Source organism: Streptomyces sp. NPDC005262 (genome assembly GCF_042872425.1).
GTDB lineage: Bacteria > Actinomycetota > Actinomycetes > Streptomycetales > Streptomycetaceae > Streptomyces.
Map to the genome: position 1 here is coordinate 1 of NZ_JBIAKK010000014.1, position 16,115 is coordinate 16,115.

At 70.3% G+C, this 16,115-nt stretch carries 10 protein-coding genes and 1 pseudogene; 10 read left to right on the top strand and 1 reads right to left on the bottom strand.

Going from position 1 to position 16,115, the window contains the following annotated elements; genetic code table 11:
• From ACFYP5_RS28285 to ACFYP5_RS28330, 10 genes and pseudogenes are all read left to right on the top strand, one after another.
• Window positions 1-1,867: pseudogene (locus tag ACFYP5_RS28285) on the top strand (hypothetical protein); the annotation flags it as partial.
• Window positions 1,868-1,919: 52 nt separating this feature from the next.
• A complete protein-coding gene (locus ACFYP5_RS28290) occupies window positions 1,920-2,738 on the top strand; it encodes an immunity 49 family protein (protein ID WP_389041605.1) in 819 nt (272 codons plus the stop codon).
• Window positions 2,739-2,850: 112 nt separating this feature from the next.
• Entirely contained in the window at window positions 2,851-3,006 is a 156-nt protein-coding gene (locus tag ACFYP5_RS28295; RefSeq protein ID WP_389041287.1) for a hypothetical protein, read from the top strand.
• A 350-nt stretch (window positions 3,007-3,356) separates the two neighbouring features.
• Window positions 3,357-4,085, top strand: coding sequence for an immunity 49 family protein (locus tag ACFYP5_RS28300; protein ID WP_389041289.1), 729 nt, complete (start codon window positions 3,357-3,359; stop codon window positions 4,083-4,085).
• Window positions 4,086-4,662: 577 nt separating this feature from the next.
• The gene (locus ACFYP5_RS28305; RefSeq protein ID WP_389041290.1) at window positions 4,663-4,974 is read left to right on the top strand and encodes a hypothetical protein; all 312 of its coding nucleotides are present in this window, start codon (window positions 4,663-4,665) and stop codon (window positions 4,972-4,974) included.
• 108 nt (window positions 4,975-5,082) lie between these two features.
• A complete protein-coding gene (gene eccD, locus ACFYP5_RS28310; RefSeq protein WP_389041292.1) occupies window positions 5,083-6,423 on the top strand; it encodes a type VII secretion integral membrane protein EccD in 1,341 nt (446 codons plus the stop codon).
• A gap of 54 nt (window positions 6,424-6,477) precedes the next feature.
• Window positions 6,478-7,956 carry a MinD/ParA family protein gene (locus ACFYP5_RS28315; protein WP_389041294.1) on the top strand — a complete coding sequence of 493 codons (1,479 nt, stop codon included), beginning with the start codon at window positions 6,478-6,480 and terminating at the stop codon, window positions 7,954-7,956.
• A gap of 37 nt (window positions 7,957-7,993) precedes the next feature.
• Window positions 7,994-11,968 carry a type VII secretion protein EccCa gene (eccCa, locus tag ACFYP5_RS28320; protein WP_389041296.1) on the top strand — a complete coding sequence of 1,325 codons (3,975 nt, stop codon included), beginning with the start codon at window positions 7,994-7,996 and terminating at the stop codon, window positions 11,966-11,968.
• A gap of 70 nt (window positions 11,969-12,038) precedes the next feature.
• The gene (locus ACFYP5_RS28325; RefSeq protein WP_389041298.1) at window positions 12,039-13,457 is read left to right on the top strand and encodes a DUF6177 family protein; all 1,419 of its coding nucleotides are present in this window, start codon (window positions 12,039-12,041) and stop codon (window positions 13,455-13,457) included.
• Window positions 13,458-13,675: 218 nt separating this feature from the next.
• Window positions 13,676-15,019 carry an esterase-like activity of phytase family protein gene (locus ACFYP5_RS28330; protein ID WP_389041300.1) on the top strand — a complete coding sequence of 448 codons (1,344 nt, stop codon included), beginning with the start codon at window positions 13,676-13,678 and terminating at the stop codon, window positions 15,017-15,019.
• 404 nt (window positions 15,020-15,423) lie between these two features.
• On the opposite strand, the gene ACFYP5_RS28335 is transcribed toward ACFYP5_RS28330, so the two are convergent.
• Window positions 15,424-16,074 carry an ABC transporter ATP-binding protein gene (locus tag ACFYP5_RS28335; RefSeq protein WP_389041302.1) on the bottom strand — a complete coding sequence of 217 codons (651 nt, stop codon included), beginning with the start codon at window positions 16,072-16,074 and terminating at the stop codon, window positions 15,424-15,426.
• Between the last annotated feature and the right edge of the window lie 41 nt (window positions 16,075-16,115).

Here is a 16,115-nt window from a genome sequence, read left to right on the forward strand (position 1 = left end):
CGCCAAAGGCGCAGGCGCAGGACTCTCCAAAATCGGCGACATCACCAAAGGCCTCAAGGGGATCGGCAACGTCGAGATCCCCACGCTGCCCGACGATGCGATCGTGCTGCCCGAGGGTGCGCTCAAGCTGCCCGACGGGGCCGTGCACCTCCCCGAGGGCGCAGCCATCCCGGACGGGGCGGTCAAGCTCCCCGACGGCAACTTCAAGCTGCCCGACGACGTCCCGGTCCTGCCCGAGGGCGCCACCAAGCTGCCCACGGCACCCGGCGCACCGGCCCGGTATTTCGACAACGAGTACAACCTCCTCGACGAGAACGGCAACGTTCTCCAAAAGGTCGACGACGCCCGCGTCGAAGGCTCCCCCGACATCACCCCCGACACCGGCGCCGACACCCCTCACACCGAAACCCCTTCACCGGACAGGGAACCGGCGCTGGTCGGCGCGGGCGCGCACACCGCCGACACCACAGCCCACGTCGGCGCCAACGCGGGCGACCACGTCATCCGCATCGGCGACAGCCTCGGCAACGACCTCGGCGACATCGGCCGCACCGGCGACGACATCCCGGGCGCCGACATCGGCGACAACCTCCCCGGAGGCAACGCAGGAAGCCACCTCCCCGGAGGCGGAGTCGGCAACCACATGCCCACCGGCCACGCCGGCGACAACCTCCCCGGCAGCCATGCCGGCAACAACATGCCCAGCAACAACCTGGACAACGCCGCACCCGGCACCCACGTCGGTGACCACGTGCCGGGGCCCCGCACCGAGACCCCGGGCACGGGTCCCGCCGTCGGCCACGACGTACCCGGCGGCCCCAACGCCGACAACGGGCTCCCCCACACCGGCGGCCACGACCCGATCGGCCCCGGCAACCTGGACGACCTGGGACACACCGCGGACGACGCGGGCCACGTCGCCGACGACGGGGCCGCGCCCGCGAATCACGCGGACGAGGGCACCGGAAACGGCGGCCACAACGGGGAGCGTGAACTGACCCCCGCCGAGCGGAAGCAGATCCAGGACGAGCACATCCGGAAGGCCAACGACCCCGACAAGACGTGGTTCGAGAAGTACTACGACAGTCGGGGCCACCGATTGGACAAGTCCGCGACGGAGAGCGGCGTCGAGCTGCCCATCCTGGCCAAGGACAGCAACGGCAACTGGATATCCAAGTACGACCTGCCGCACGGACCGTCCGAGATCAGGTTCGATGAAACGCCGCTCAAGCGGGAGTCAGCCAGCCCTGGGGCTCTCGCACACCTTGACGATGTGGCAAAGCACCGCAAGGTCTCCATGGACCTCACCCATGCGGAGAGGACGTTCGAGAAGAACCCGTCCGCGGCGGCACAGGAGGCCCTCGACAAAGCGCAGGATGCGTACGCCAAGCAGCTCGGCGAGACGCCCAACAACAGCTCGATAGCCGAAAGGCTCGGTGAAGACGCGGCCGCATACCACGTCGTCCCCGAGAAGTTCCCCGACGCCCAGCATGTCCCGCTTCCGAAGACGCCCAACGGCGCCAACATGTTCGACCAGCTCTACAAGCGCGGCGACGGAAGCTATCTCATCGTCGAGGCGAAGGCGCCATCTGCGAGACTCGACTGGCGGCAGGGAGGCGGCGCCGCAGCCGGAATGATGGTTAAGCAGGGCACCAAGGAGTACGTCCAGACGATCATCGCCGAGATGCAGAGCCGCGCGACGCAGTCGGTGACGGACAGTGCGGGGCGCACCGTGACCAATGGTCAGTTGGCGCTCGAACTGATGAAGGCACTGGATAGCCAGAAACTGGAATACGTCCTGGTCAAGGCCAATGACAGTACGGGCACGTACGCTGGGGCGATGCTCGAACATTTCAAGATCAACTAGAGGAGAGTCAGTGGCTACGAGCATTCCCCGCCATGACTACCCCGTGGCCGGCATGGCCGACGGGATTGCAGTTCTCGACGAGACCGCGAGCTGGGTGCTTGAGCGCCTTGAGCAGTCGGACATCGCCCGTAGCCAGGCCCTGAATGCCATGCTGACCCTCGCGAAGTCGCGCTGCGCGATGGACCCACAGGTAACGAAGTTCGCGACCTGGGAGGCATGGGTCACCGCCATGCAGGTCGGCTCCGCGCTGTTCGCCGCGGCCACCACGACCGAAGACGGTGTGTCCTGCCGGATCAGGGAAGAGACACGGAACCTCCCCGCTACCGGGCCCCAGACCCACGTGAACGCGGGAACCTGGATCACCTCCTTCTACCTGGCCGTAATCTGCCGCGAGAAGGAGCGCCTAACGGAGCTGGCACAGGTTCCTGTCTCATTCCTGCGTGAGTCGGGTGCTGTGTTCGACGAGTACATCTACGCGTGGGTGGAGACTCTGCAGAGCTTCTGGTTCAGCCGGGACGACACATGGGACAAGCTGGTTACCGCGGTCGACGGCACGAGCCCGGAGGCGACCCAGTACGCCGATTCAGAGCTGATGCTCAAGATCCTGTATCCGCCGATCATCCTCTTCTACCGCTACCTGAGTCGGGATGCCGAGCAGTTCGGCGAAGCTCTGACCGATGCCCTCAAGTGGCACAAGGAGTACTGGTCCGCGGGCGAGGATCGGTCGACGAACAGCGACGGCCTCGTCGCCCTCGGCACGCTTGCCATCGCCTGCCTGGCCCGCGATGCCGGCATGGCGATCGAGGTCGAGTCCGAGTACCTGCCCAAGGAGCTCCTGGAGTTCGGCTGGGTCGGCGAAATCGACACCTGACCCCCAACCCGCGGCTGCCGCAGATCGCCGACTCATTGCGGACCGGCGCCCGGGGGGGAACTGCCGTGAGTAGTACAAGGACGGCACGCTCAGGTCCGAGGGAACAGCCCGAATGGGGCTTCCTGTAGGGGTTTCCAAAGAGTGGCACCCGAACGGCACCCTCGCCGCTGAGCGCGTGTTCGCCGAGGACGGGTTGACCTTGCTGGAGGATCGGCAGTGGGACGAGAAGGGTCGGCCCACGAAGAACTGGCGCAAGGGCGAGGGGTAAACCCCTCCGCGGCATAAGCCGGGTCACCGGACTGGTTCATCTCTCCGCTGAGCGGCATGTCCGCGACCACCCGTATTCCGGTCCAGGGTCCGTTCGACGAAACGGAGTTGCCACTGTGTCCGCGCGCCGGGCGTCCCGAGTGGCTCATCGTTGCAGGCCGGTGCCCCCAATTGCCCCGTACATCCTCCTGGTCGACGAAGAGGAAAGAATCAGTGAGCACGCCCGTTTCCCGTCATCAGTTCCCCATGGATGGTGTGGCGGAGACCATGGCGGCTCGCATCCAGAGCGCCGGCCGTGTACTCGACCGGCTTGAGACGTCGGAGACATCCCGCTCCCGTGCCCTGAGCAGCATGCTGACTGTGTCCAAGTCGTACTGCTTGGCGGACTCCACAGCGCAGAAGTTCCCGACGTGGGAGGCATGGGTCACAACCATGCAGGTCGGCTCCGCACTGTTCGCCGCGGGCACGGCGCCCGAGGGACCTGTGCCGTGCCGTATCGGGGCCGACGGCGAGGTGAAGAACCTGCCCGCGACCGGACCTCAGGACTACCTGCACGCCGGGAGCTGGCTCACCTCCTACTACCTGGCGGTGGTCTGCCGCGAGAACGGCCGCGCCAACCAGCTGGCTCAGGTACCCGTCTCGTTCCTCCGCGATTCCGGCGCGGAGTTCGACGAGTACACATACGCGTGGGTGGAAACCCTGCAGAACGCGTGGTTCGGCCGACAGGAGACTTGGGACACCCTGGTCACCGCGGTCAACGGCACCGACCCCGAGACCACACGGATCGCCGGTAAAGAACTGATGCTGAAGGTCCTGTATCCGCCCCTAGAGCTGTTCCACCTCTACCTGCGCCGGGAGGCCGAACGGTTCAACGAGTCGCTGGCCACGGCTCTCACCTGGCACAAGGAGTACTGGACCGCGAACGAGGCACGTTCCCTGAGCGGCGAAGGCCTGGTCGCCCTCGGCCCACTCGCCATCGCCTGTATGGCCCGCGATGCCGACATGCCGATCGAGGTCGAGTCCGAGTACCTGCCCAGGGAGCTCCTGGAGTTCGGCTGGGTCGGCGAAATCGATACCTGAGCCCCAACCCGCAGCTGACAACGATCGTCCAAGACGGCGCGGTCCCGTGCACGAGGATTCTTCGGTGTTCGGTCAGGCACCCGCGCGTACCGAGGCCGATGCGTGAGCAACTGAACCGCACGACTCGGCGGGCGCAGACCCACCGGGCCGAGCAGTACCGGCCGTTCACCGGCAACGGTGCGGGCAACGCGGCCCGGGCGCCCCGCCGTTCCGCATCCCCGCCCCACGCCGCACCGGTGCACCGGTGCACCGTCTGTATCGCCCTGATTCCTGTCCTTTGGAACTGCTTCATGATTGTCCGGGGTCTGTCCCACTCCCGGCTCCGGGTTGTACTGCTGACTTGTCCATGCCTTATGTTGCGGAGGCAAAGCAAGGGGGATTCCGTATGCCGCAACACACGCAGCCGACTGCAGCGCCGTGGACGACATCGGCCGGCGCCGGCGCGCTGACGCGCGTCGGGCGTGCCCGATGGGCAGCGGCCGGGCGAGGCGACGTTCATGCAGTGGACGCAGGACGCGGTACGCGCGACGGTTCGCCGACGACCGAGGCAATGGACGACTGAGGCAGCGGACGACGAATGGCACGGGATTACGACAGCCAGCTTCTGGAGTCGGTGGCGGTACGCCGCCGCAGGATGCGTGACGCGCTGCTGTTCGGTGTGCAGCGGTCGCGGCGCACGGCGGACGAGCGGCTCGGGAAGGTGTTCGCCGGGATCGCCATCGCGGCCGTCCTGTGCGCGGGATGCGTCGGGTGGTCCTTCCTCCAGCACACGCTGGCGAAGCAGAAGGCCGAGCAGGAGAAGCAGCAGCGCCAGGAGCAGCAGTACGAGCAGCCGACGCCCGCGGCGAAACCGGACGGGTCCGGGAAATCCAGCCCTGGTTCTCCGTAGCGCCGGCCGCCCGATGACGATTTCCATGAACAGCACCCTGGGCGCGTCCAGCCGGCCCCCGTCCTCAACGTCGCGACGATAGGTTCCCGTAAAGTGGTGAGCACAGCAATGACTTCCCGGGCTCAGCTGAGCCGGGTGACCCTGGTGGGCGAGCGACGCCGGGCCGACATCGTCCTGCCGTCCGACACGCCGATCGGCCAACTGCTCCCGGACATATTGCAGTTGCTGGACGACCGGGCCGCATCGCGTCCGATGACACGCCAGTTGATCACGTCGGACGGCTCCGCGCTGCCGCACGACAGCACGCTGTCCTCCGCCGAGATCGCGGACGGTGCCGTGCTCCGGCTGGTCCGGGCCCACTCCGCGCCGCCCGCCCCCGTCGTGCACGACGTCACCGATCTGGTGGCCGACGACCTCGACCTCCAGGCGTGGCGCTGGCGTCCCGCCGCCCGCCGGGCCAGCGCGGGCGTGGCGACCGTGGCATTCGCGGTGATCGCGGCACTGCTCGCCCGCCGCGAGTTCGCACTCGACGCCCTCGCGGGCGCGCTCGTCGCCGTGACGCTCCTCCTCCTGGTGGCCGGCGCGCTCGTCGCCAGGATCGGCCAGGGCAACCGCGGCCTCGCGACCGCCCTGCTGCTCGCCTCCGGCGGCCTCGGCATCCTCACCGCCTGGACCGCCGCGGACGCCTACGACTGGCCGGGCACCGCACGGCTCGCGGCCGTCGCGGGCGCGCTCGTCCTCGTACTGCTGCTGCTCGGCTACTTCTCGCCGCTCGGCCGCGGCGGACTGATCGGGGCCGTGGCGACCGCCGCGATCACCGTGGTGTGGGAGGCCGTCGCCGCCGTCCAGAGCGACCTGTCCCGGCTGGGCGCCGTCATGGCCGTCTTCTCCGTGGTACTGCTCGGGCTGCTGCCTCGGCTCGCCCTGATGGCCTCCGGTCTGACCGCACTCGACGACCGCCGCTCCGGCGGCGTCTCCGTCAGCCGCCACCAGGTGGGCAACGCGCTCGCGGCCACCCACCGCGGCCTCGCCCTCGCGACCACGGTCACCGCCGTCTCCGCGGCGGCCGGCGGCTGGCTGCTCACCCAGGCGCCGACACCGACCGTGTGGACCGGGGCGCTGCCCGCGCTCGTGGCCCTCGTGCTGCTCTCCCGGGCGCGGGCCTTCCCGCTGGTCGCCGAGGTCGTGGCACTCATCGCCGCCGCCGCGGTCCTCGTCGTACGCCTCGTCATGGTGTGGATGCAGCACTCCGGAGGCGCCGGGCCGCTCGCCGTGCTGTGCGCGGCCGCGGTCCTGCCGCTGCTCGTCCTGGCGGTGCAGCCGCCCGAGCATGTGCAGGTCCGGCTGCGGCGCATGGCCGACCTGGTCGAGTCCATCGGCGTCGTGGGGCTCTTCCCGCTCGCCGTCGGGGCGTTCGGCGTGTACGGACAGCTGCTCAACAAGTTCTGAGTCGACGCTCAGGCGCTCCGAGCGGGGCAGCAGGGCGGAAAGAGGAAGGCTGACATGCCGAACGGAGACAACTGGCAGGGCGATGTGCTGCGCGACCTGCGCGGCGCCGCCGGCCGGCAGAGCGCACCGCAGCAGGGCCCGCCGCCGCAAGGAGCGGGGCAGCAGGGCGCGCAGGACCCCGCCGGGTACGCGCAGGGCGGCCCCACACCGAACGCCGCCCCCGGGCATGCGGCACCCCAGCAGGGCGCCCCCGCACCGGAGCCCGGCTACGGATACCCGCCCCAGCAGGGCACCCCCGCGGCACCCGACGGATACGCCCGGCCCGACGCCGCATACGGATACGCACCACAGCAGCAGAACACCCCCGCACCGGACCCCTCCTACGGCTACCCGCCCCAGCAGGCCGCCCCCGCAGGCTCCGCCGGATACCCGCAGGCCGCGCCGGACCCCACATACGGCCACGCACCACAGCAACAGGCCGCCCCCTCACCTGCCCCCGGCTACGGCTACCCGCCCCAGCAGGCCGCCCACCGGGCCGCCCCCGCGCAGCAACAGCCCCCGGCCACGCCCGCGCACACCTCCGCCTACACCCCCGCCACCCGCCCCCACCACGCCCCCGACTCCCGGCCGGTGGTCGACAAGGCCCTGGTCACCGCGGGACGCAAGCCGCGGCACGGGCAGTCCTTCGCCTCGCGGGCCACGCGCGCCGTGCGCCGCACCGTCTCGTCGTCGGCCGCGAAGGAGGTCGCCGAGATCACCCGGATCGCCGAGGTGCTCCAGCAGCCCGTGACGACCGGCCGGCAGATCGCCGTCACCTCCATCCGGGGCGGCGCCGGCAAGACGACCGTCGCGGCCCTGCTCGGCACCACGTACGCGCACTACCGGCAGGACCCGGTCCTTGTCGTCGAGGCCGATCCTGCGCTCGGCTCCCTGCCGCTGCGGCTCGGCGCGGAGACGCTGCGCTGGACCATCGGCGACTTCGCGGACATCGTCGAACCGCAGATGTCGCTGCTCGACATCACCGGCTACCTCGTCCAACTGCCCGGCAACGCCTGGCTGCTGCCCGGCAGCCAGGGACAGATCGGCGCCATGCTGGGCAGCAAGGCGTACGAGGGCGTCATGGTCTCGCTGCGCCGCTACTTCGGTGTCACGGTCGTCGACTGCGAGACGCTGCCCGCCGAGGTCGCCCGGGTCGCGCTCTCCGCCTCCCAGGCCCGCATCCTGACCGCCCCCGCCACGCTGGAGGGCGTCACCAGTACGTACTCGGTGCTCCAGTGGATGCAGGGGCTGCCGCAGCACGTCATCGCCGGCACGGTCGTCGTGCTCACCGAACTCGTACCGCACGCGGGACTCGACCTGGCCGAGGCCGCCGAGAAGCTCAGGTCCACCGGGGCGAGCGTCCAGGTCCTGCCGTACGACCGGCACCTCGCGGCCGGCGGCCTGATCCGTACGGAGCTGCTCGCCCACTCGACCCGGGAAGCCGCCACCCGCCTCGCCGCGGACGTCTTCCAGCTCTCCCAGAAGCGCCACTGACCCAGATGCCGAGCCCGACCGTGAGTGACGGACGCCGATGAGTACCCGACTGATCCACCGCCCGGCGAGGACCACCCGGCCCGCGCCCCCCTCCGAGGCACGCACCATCGAGGCGCCGCCCAACCTCCCCGAGGGGAAGTCGGGCAACATCGCGATGTCGCTGCTGCCCGTCGCCGGTGTCATGTCGTCCGTCGTGATGATGACCGTCGTACGCAACAGCCAGTTCGCCGGGCTCGGCGCGATCATCCTCGTCGTCACCGTCATCGGCTCCGTCGCGCTCGTCTTCTCCCAGCGCGGCAAGGCCCAGCGCACCCGACGCACCCAGCGCGAGGCCTATCTCGCCTATCTGGAGGACCTGCGCGAGGAACTCTCCGGCGAGGAACGCGAACGGCGCGAACGCACCGAGATCCTCACTCCGCCGCCGGACGCCCTTTACGACATAGTGCGCGACCCGGCCCGGCTGTGGGAGCGCCGCCGCTCCGACGGCGACTTCCTGCGGGTCCGCGTCGGCACCGGCGAAATGCCCGTACGCGATCTGAAGGTCGCCCAGCAGGGCTCCTCGGTCCTCACCCCGCCCGACCGCTTCATGCTCAACGAGGCGTCGGCGCTGATGTCCCGGTTCCGCAGCGGCACCGAACTCCCGCTCACCGTACCGCTCGACCGCGTCGGCAACGTCAGCGTGATCGGCCCCCGCGAGGACTGCCTGCGTGTCGCCCGCGCCCTGCTCGTCCAGACCGCCGCCACCCACGCCCCCGACGACGTGGCGATGGCCCTCGCCGTGCCCGGCGACCGGCTCGCCGACTGGGAGTGGGCCAAGTGGATGCCACATCTGCTCGACCCCGAGCAGCTCGACGGCCCTGTCGCCGCCCGCCGCATCGCCCCGTCCGCACCCCAGCTCGCCCGGCAGATCGGAGCGGAGCTGCGCCGGCGCGCCTCGTACGCGGCCGAGGTGCGCCGCGGCCTGTCCGGCAAGGACGCCCTGTCCATGACGTCGCGGCTGCTCGTCGTCGCCGACGGACACGGCGAGGACGCCGTGGACCTGCCCTGTCCCGACGACGCGGTGGGCCTGCGCGAGATGAGTGTCACGATGCTGCACCTGCTCGAACAGCGGGTCCAGGAGCCCGGACACGTCGGCGTACGCATCACCGTCGACGGCGACCAGGTGCTCATCGAGGACCTGCGCGAGCAGGAACCGATCAGTGCCCACGGCACCGTGGACGAGGTCAGTATCCCGTTCGCCGAGGGCCTGGCCCGGATGCTGGCGCCGCTGCGGCTCGCCGCCGAGTCCCTCGTCGACGCCCCGCTGTCCGGCCCCGTCGACTTCGCCGACCTGCTCGGCATCGACGACGTCGCGCAGCTCGACCTCTCACGCCTGTGGGCGCCGCGCGGCGAACGCTCCTTCCTGCGCGTGCCGATCGGTGTCAGCGACGCCCGCGAGCCGGTGCTCCTCGACCTCAAGGAGTCCTCCGAGCTCGGCATGGGCCCGCACGGCCTGTGCGTCGGCGCCACCGGTTCCGGAAAGTCGGAGCTGCTGCGCACCCTCGTCCTCGCCCTGGTCGCCACCCACCCGCCGGAGGACCTCGCACTCGTCCTCGTCGACTACAAGGGCGGTGCGACGTTCGCACCGTTCGCCGACCTGCCGCACGTCGCCGGTGTCATCACCAACCTGGAGAACCAGGCCGGCCTCGTGGAGCGCGTCCACGCCTCGCTCGCCGGTGAGGTCAAGCGCCGCCAGCAGGTCCTCAAGGACGCGGGCAACGTCGCCGACATCGGCGACTACGCCGCCCTGCGGTCCGACAAGCGGCCCGACCTGGACCCGCTGCCTCACCTGTTCGTCGTCATCGACGAGTTCGGTGAACTCCTCACCGCCAAGCCGGACTTCATCGACCTGTTCCTGTCCATCGGACGCATCGGCCGCTCCATCGGCGTGCACCTGCTGCTGTCCAGCCAGCGCATCGAGGGCGGCAAGCTCAAGGGCCTGGACACCTACCTCTCGTACCGGCTCGGCCTGCGCACCTTCTCCGCCGACGAGTCCCGCACGGTCCTGGACACCACGGACGCCTTCCACCTGCCGCCGCTGCCCGGCTTCGGTTACCTCAAGGTCGACACCAGCCACTACGAGCGCTTCAAGGCGAGCTACGTCTCCGGGGCCTACCGCGGCCCCGTACAGCGCGCCCAGGAAGCGGACTCCGGACCGCTCGCCCTCGAGTACGAGGCGTTCAACACCCTCGCCAAGAAAGAGAGTTCCGGCGAGCAGGAGCCGACCGTACGGCGCCGCGAGACCGGGCCGACCGAGATGGGCGTCATCGTCGGACAGCTGGAGAACGCCGCCGGTCCCGTACGCCGCATCTGGCTGCCGCCGCTGCCCGACGCCATCGCCCTGGACAAGGTCGCCGGCCCGCTGGACGTCGGGCCGCGCGGCATGCAGCTGGCCAAGCGGAGCGGCCCGCTCCGAGTTCCGCTCGGTCTGCTCGACGACCCCACCAAGCAGTGGCAGGGCCAGTGGTACCTGGACCTCACGGTCGCGGGTGGCCACGCCGCCGTCATCGGCGGCCCGCAGGCAGGCAAGACCACCCTGCTGCGCACACTCGCCCTGTCGATCGCACTGACCCACACCCCGCAGGAAGTCGGCGTCTACGGCCTCGACCTCGTCGGCGGCGGCCTCCAGGCACTGGCGGACCTGCCGCACGTCGGCGGCGTAGCAGGCCGCGCCGACCGCGAACGCGCCGGACGCACCGTCGAGGAAGTACGCAACGCACTCGCCGCCCGCGAGGAGCTGTTCCGCGAACACGGCATCGACTCCGTCGAGCAACTGCGCACCCTGCACGCCGCAGGCCGGCTGCCCCAGCTGGCCTCCGCCGAGATCGTGCTCATCATCGACGGCTTCGGCGCACTCCGCGACGACTTCGAGGAGCTCGACGACGCCGTCGTCGACGTCCTCAAGCGCGGCGGCGGCTACGGCATCCATGTCGTCGCAGGCATGCTCCGCTGGAACGACGTCCGCATCGCCACCCAGTCGAACTTCGGCACCCGCGTCGAGCTGCGCCTCAACGACCCCAGCGAGTCCAGCATCGACCGCAAGCTCGCCCAGACCCTGTCGCCCGACGAGCCCGGCCGCATCCTCACCGACGGCAAACTCTTCGCACAGGTCGCACTGCCCCGTACGGACGGCCTCCCGGACACGTCCGACCTCGGCGCCGTCCTGGAACGGACGGCCCGCACCGTCCGCGCCACCTGGAGCGGCGACGTCGCCCAGCCCGTACGGGTCCTGCCGCACGTCCTGGAACCGCACCTGCTGCCCGGCCCGGTCGCCGAGCCCGAGCGGGTGCCGATCGGCCTGGACCAGACGGCCCTCGCACCCGTCCTGCTCGACCTGTTCCACCACGACCAGCACCTGCTGATCATGGGCGACAGCGAATGCGGCAAGACGAACCTGCTCAAGACCGTCGCCGGCGGACTCATCGAGCGCTACAGCGAGGACGAACTGGTCTTCGCCGTCATGGACCCGCGGCGCGGACTGCGCGGCGCGATCCCCGAGGAGTTCCGCGGCGGCTACGCGTACAACGCCAAGATGTGCGCCGGCCTCGCCGCCGGCATCGCCACCGAACTCGAGAAGCGGCTGCCCGACGACAGCGCGGGCACCGAGGACCTGGAACCCGGAAGCTGGGGCAGCGGCCCACGGATCGTGGTCCTCGTCGACGACTACGACGTACTGACCACCGCGGGACTCGCCCCGCTCGCACCCTTCCTGCCGTACATCCCCTCCGCGGTCGACATCGGGCTCCACTTCGTCCTGACCCGCCGCGTCGCGGGCGCCTCACGGGGCATGTACGAGCCGCTGATGCAGGGCCTGCGCGAATCCGGCGCCTCGGCGATCGTCATGGCGGGCGACCGCAGCGAAGGCCAGCTGTTCCCCGGGGTGTACGCCACCCAGCAGCCGGCCGGCCGCGGCGTACTCATGCGCAGAGGCCAGTCGAACCGCCTCATCCAGACCGTGTACACCACCGGATGACGCCCGCGGGAACCGTCCCGCGCACCGCACCGACATCCACGCCCCGCACCACGAAGGACCGGACGACCAAATGACCAAGGACGTCATCGCCCTCACCCGGAGAATGCCCGACCCGCTGACCGTGCTCGCGGGTCTGCTCTCCGGAGGCCCCGACAAACTGGTGGAGACCCTGGGCGAGGACGCCGTCGTACGGCTCTGCGACGAGGAGGGCCGACCCCTCGTCTCCGTCGAGGCACCGCTGCTCGTACAGGTAGCCGGCGAGGCCGAGCGGCTGCTCGGCGCGACCTCACCCGCCGTCCCGTTCTGGTGGACCGAAGCACGCGCCACCACCGGCGTCGAGGAGGCCGAGCGGCTCGCGGGCACCTTCGCGGCCCGCCTCATCGCCCTCGCAGGGGGATCCGCCTGGCCACCGGAGGCCGCGCGCTCCGTCGCCGTGGTGAAGACCGACGGCGTCAGCGTCGCACCCACACCCGCCGCAGCCCAGCCCGCGATCGACGCGCTCACCGACAAGGTGGCCGTCGTCATCCAGGACCGGCCGGTGGTCGCCATGACCGCCTGGCTCTCCGACGCGTTCCGGGCCACCGCCGACGCCGAGCTCGGCCTCCAGATCGTCACCTCCCCGGGCACCACGCTCTCCCCCGCCGTACGCAACAGCCTGACCGGCTGGCCGTCGCGCTGGGTCGTGCAGGACGAGCGCGACGGCTACTACGACGGCCTGTCCGGCGCCGTACTGCGCTGGCAGAACGGCATGTTCGCACCGGTCGAGGCGGCCGACGCGACGCCCGACGACCCACGCACCCCGGTGGCCGCCTCCTTCAAGGAGTTCACCGACACCGGCGAGCGTCAGCTCGCCATCTCGTTCCGCACCGTCCACCCCGCCGACGACCGGCTCGTGCTCGGCGGCGCCCTGGAAGCGGTATGGCGCGAGCTCACCGGCAACCCCCCGGCGGGCTGGGGCACCGCCGAGCCCGCCAACCTGCCCTGGTCACTGCGCCAGCTCACCGATGTCGCCCACGACAGGTCGCCCGCGCCGACCTGGGTGGTGGTGGTCGGCAGCCCGGACCGGCCCGGCCTCGCCACGGTCCGCGTCAGCCGTACGACAGGCGGCGTGGAGGAGGACGTCACCCTGGCATTCGGCTACGGGGCCGGCGAAGAACCGCCGGTGGACGTCCTGTCCCGGGTCGCGGAGATCCTCGCCACCCGCCACCACCTGCAGTCGATGCTGATCCAGATCCGCAAGGCCCGCCGCGACCTGGCGGTACCGCCCCGCTTCGAAGGTCCCGGCGTCCCGGTGGCGTTCGTGCTCGGCGCGGAGGAGGTCCGCGAGATGCCCGGCGACCGCGCCCGGCGCACCCCGCTGTCCGAGCCCCCGGTCCAGCTCGGCCCGAAGACCCGCCCCGCGCTCTACTACCCGCTGCCCGGCGACCCTTCGGACCTGTCCGGCTGGCAGGACTTCGAACGCCTGATGCGCCATCTGAAGGGCGCCTGACCGTTCTCCCCGGGGGCAACTCGCCCCGCAGCGGCACACACGCACGGCGACCGCCCCGCGGCAGCCCCCGCGCGCGGCGGCCACCCCGCCGGTCCGCAGCCCCCGCGATCCATATCGACGGGGGCGCGACGCCCTCACTTCACCGCTCTGCTGACGGACGTTCATCACCGGTGCTCAGCCTGGTCCTTCACCGTTTTCCCTTGTGGAGGTACCCACACATGACTCGACCGGCCCGCCGCCGGATCGCCGTCGCGGCAGTCCCGGCACTCGCCGTTTCCCTACTGCTGCCGGCCGCGGCTGACGCCACCACCCAGCCGGGACGCGAGCAGGGTGTCTCCGGCAAGGTCGTCCGCACATCCACCCTCCCGGACATCCCGCTCGCCGCCTTCTCCAACGCCCTGCTGCACCACTCGGTGGCCGACGACCACGGCGTCGACCTCGGCGGCATCGGCAGCGACCTCTTCCCGGCCGGACGCCGCGGGGAGTTCTGGACCGTCACCGACCGAGGCCCCAACGGCCAGATCAAGATCGACGGCGTCAACCGGCGGACCTTCCCGGTCCCCGGCTTCGACCCCGCGATCGTCAAGGTCAAGGTCGACGGCTCCCGGCTCGAAATCCTCAAGGCGCTCCCGATCCGGACACGCAGCGGCGCACCCGTGACCGGCCTGTCCAACCAGAGCGGCCGTGACGAGAGCCCCTACACCTACGACGCCTCCACCCCGCTGGGGTTCAACCCCGACGGGCTGGACACCGAAGGCATCGTGCGATCCCACGACGGCACGTTCTGGCTGGTCGACGAGTACGGCCCGTCACTCGTCCACGTCTCGACGACCGGCCGGGTGCTCACCCGGTACGTCCCCAAGGGCCTGGCCCTGAAGGGCGCCGACTACCCGGTGGTCGAGGGCCTTCCGTCGGTGTTCCTCACCCGCAAGGGCAACCGGGGCTTCGAGGGCCTCGCCCAACTTCCGGGCGGGGACCTGGTCATCGCCCTGCAGAGCCCCCTGCTCAACCCCTCCAAGCAGGTCGGCGAGGCGTCGGGGACCACACGTCTGCTGCGCTTCTCGCCCCGCCGGGGCAAGGTCACGGCCGAGTACGCCTACGCCTTCGACCCGGTCGGCACGGTGGACCCGGGCGAGGACGACCCGACCGAGCTGAAGCTCTCCTCGGTGGTCGCGATCGGCCCGGACACCCTGCTGGTGCAGGAGCGCACGGACCGGGCCGCCCGTCTCCACCGGGTGGTACTGCGGCCCGGGAGCGACATCCTGGGCACCGCCTGGGACTCGACCGCCACCACCCCGTCGCTGGAGGCGCTGCCGGACCCGGCGGCCGCGGGGGTGCCGGTGCTGTCGAAGAAGCTCGTCGTCGACCTCAACACGGTGCCCGGCGCGCCGAAGAAGATCGAGGGCGTCGCCGTCGTCGACTCGCGGACGATCGCGGTCATCAACGACAACGACTTCGGCATGACCGACGGCGCCGGGGCGTTCGGCCCCGACGGCCGGCTCGTCGACAGCGGTGTGGAGACCACGTTGGTCCAGATCCGTCTGGACGCACGGCTGCGCTGAGTCCCCGGCCGCCGACGGCGGCCACGAGCGGCCCCGGCCCGCGTGGAAGAGGGTGGCGGACCTGGGCGCCTGGCTCTGCTTCGAGGACGAAGCCGGCCAGGGCCCGAGGCCGCCCAAAGGCCGCACCTGGGGCCAGCGTGGCACACACCGGTCGTGCGGGTCACCGCCCAGGGCACCGAATGCGTCTCTATGGCGGCGCTGACCTGCACCAGGCCCGGCCGGCGGCCCCGGCTGATCTACCGCATCCACCTCGACCGCGGCCCTGCCAAGGGCGTTCAGGCGTCCGGTCTCTTTCCGCACCGGTCGTACACCGTCCGCCGCCCTCGGACTTGCGCGTCCGCCACCACCGTGAATCACGGGACAGCCCTCAGAGGCCGGCCCGAGCGCACGCGATGAGCTGACAGTCAAGCAACCAGGGAATTCTCATCGACTGCGAAGACGGAATCGCATCGGTCGCGGACCCGGTCGTCATGGGTGGCAATGACAACGGCGCATCCGGCATCGCTCATCTCACGGAGGATGTCGATGACTGCCGTGGCATTGGCATGGTCAAGCGCTCCCGTCGGCTCGTCAGCGAGCACCAGGGCCGGCTGCTTGACCATGAGCCGGGCGAGCGCCACACGCTGCTGCTCCCCGCCGCTCAGATGATGGATCTTCTCTTCCTCCCGCCCCGCAAGACCGACGCGGTCGAGGGCTTCGCTGATACTCGCGCCGGTCGCGCCTCGCAAAGCCCGCCTCGGTTTGACAGCAACCTCTAGATTAACGGCGACAGTGGCGTTCTCTATCAAGGCGTAGTTCTGGAAAAGGTATCCGAGGACATCACGACGGAATCGCCGGGTCTCGCCTCGCCCGAACCGGGTTATATCTTTTCCTTCATGACGGATTTCTCCTCCGTCCGGCTTGTCGAGGAGACCGATGCAGTTGAGGAGAGTTGACTTTCCAGATCCGCTGGGTCCGACGATTGCGACCATCTCACCGCGATTGACGGTGGTGGTGACATCGGACCACAAGGTGCGGGTTCCAAATTTCTTGGACAGCTTCAAAATATCGATCACGACTGTACTCCTGCTTGGCGGAGGGATTTCACCTGCATGGG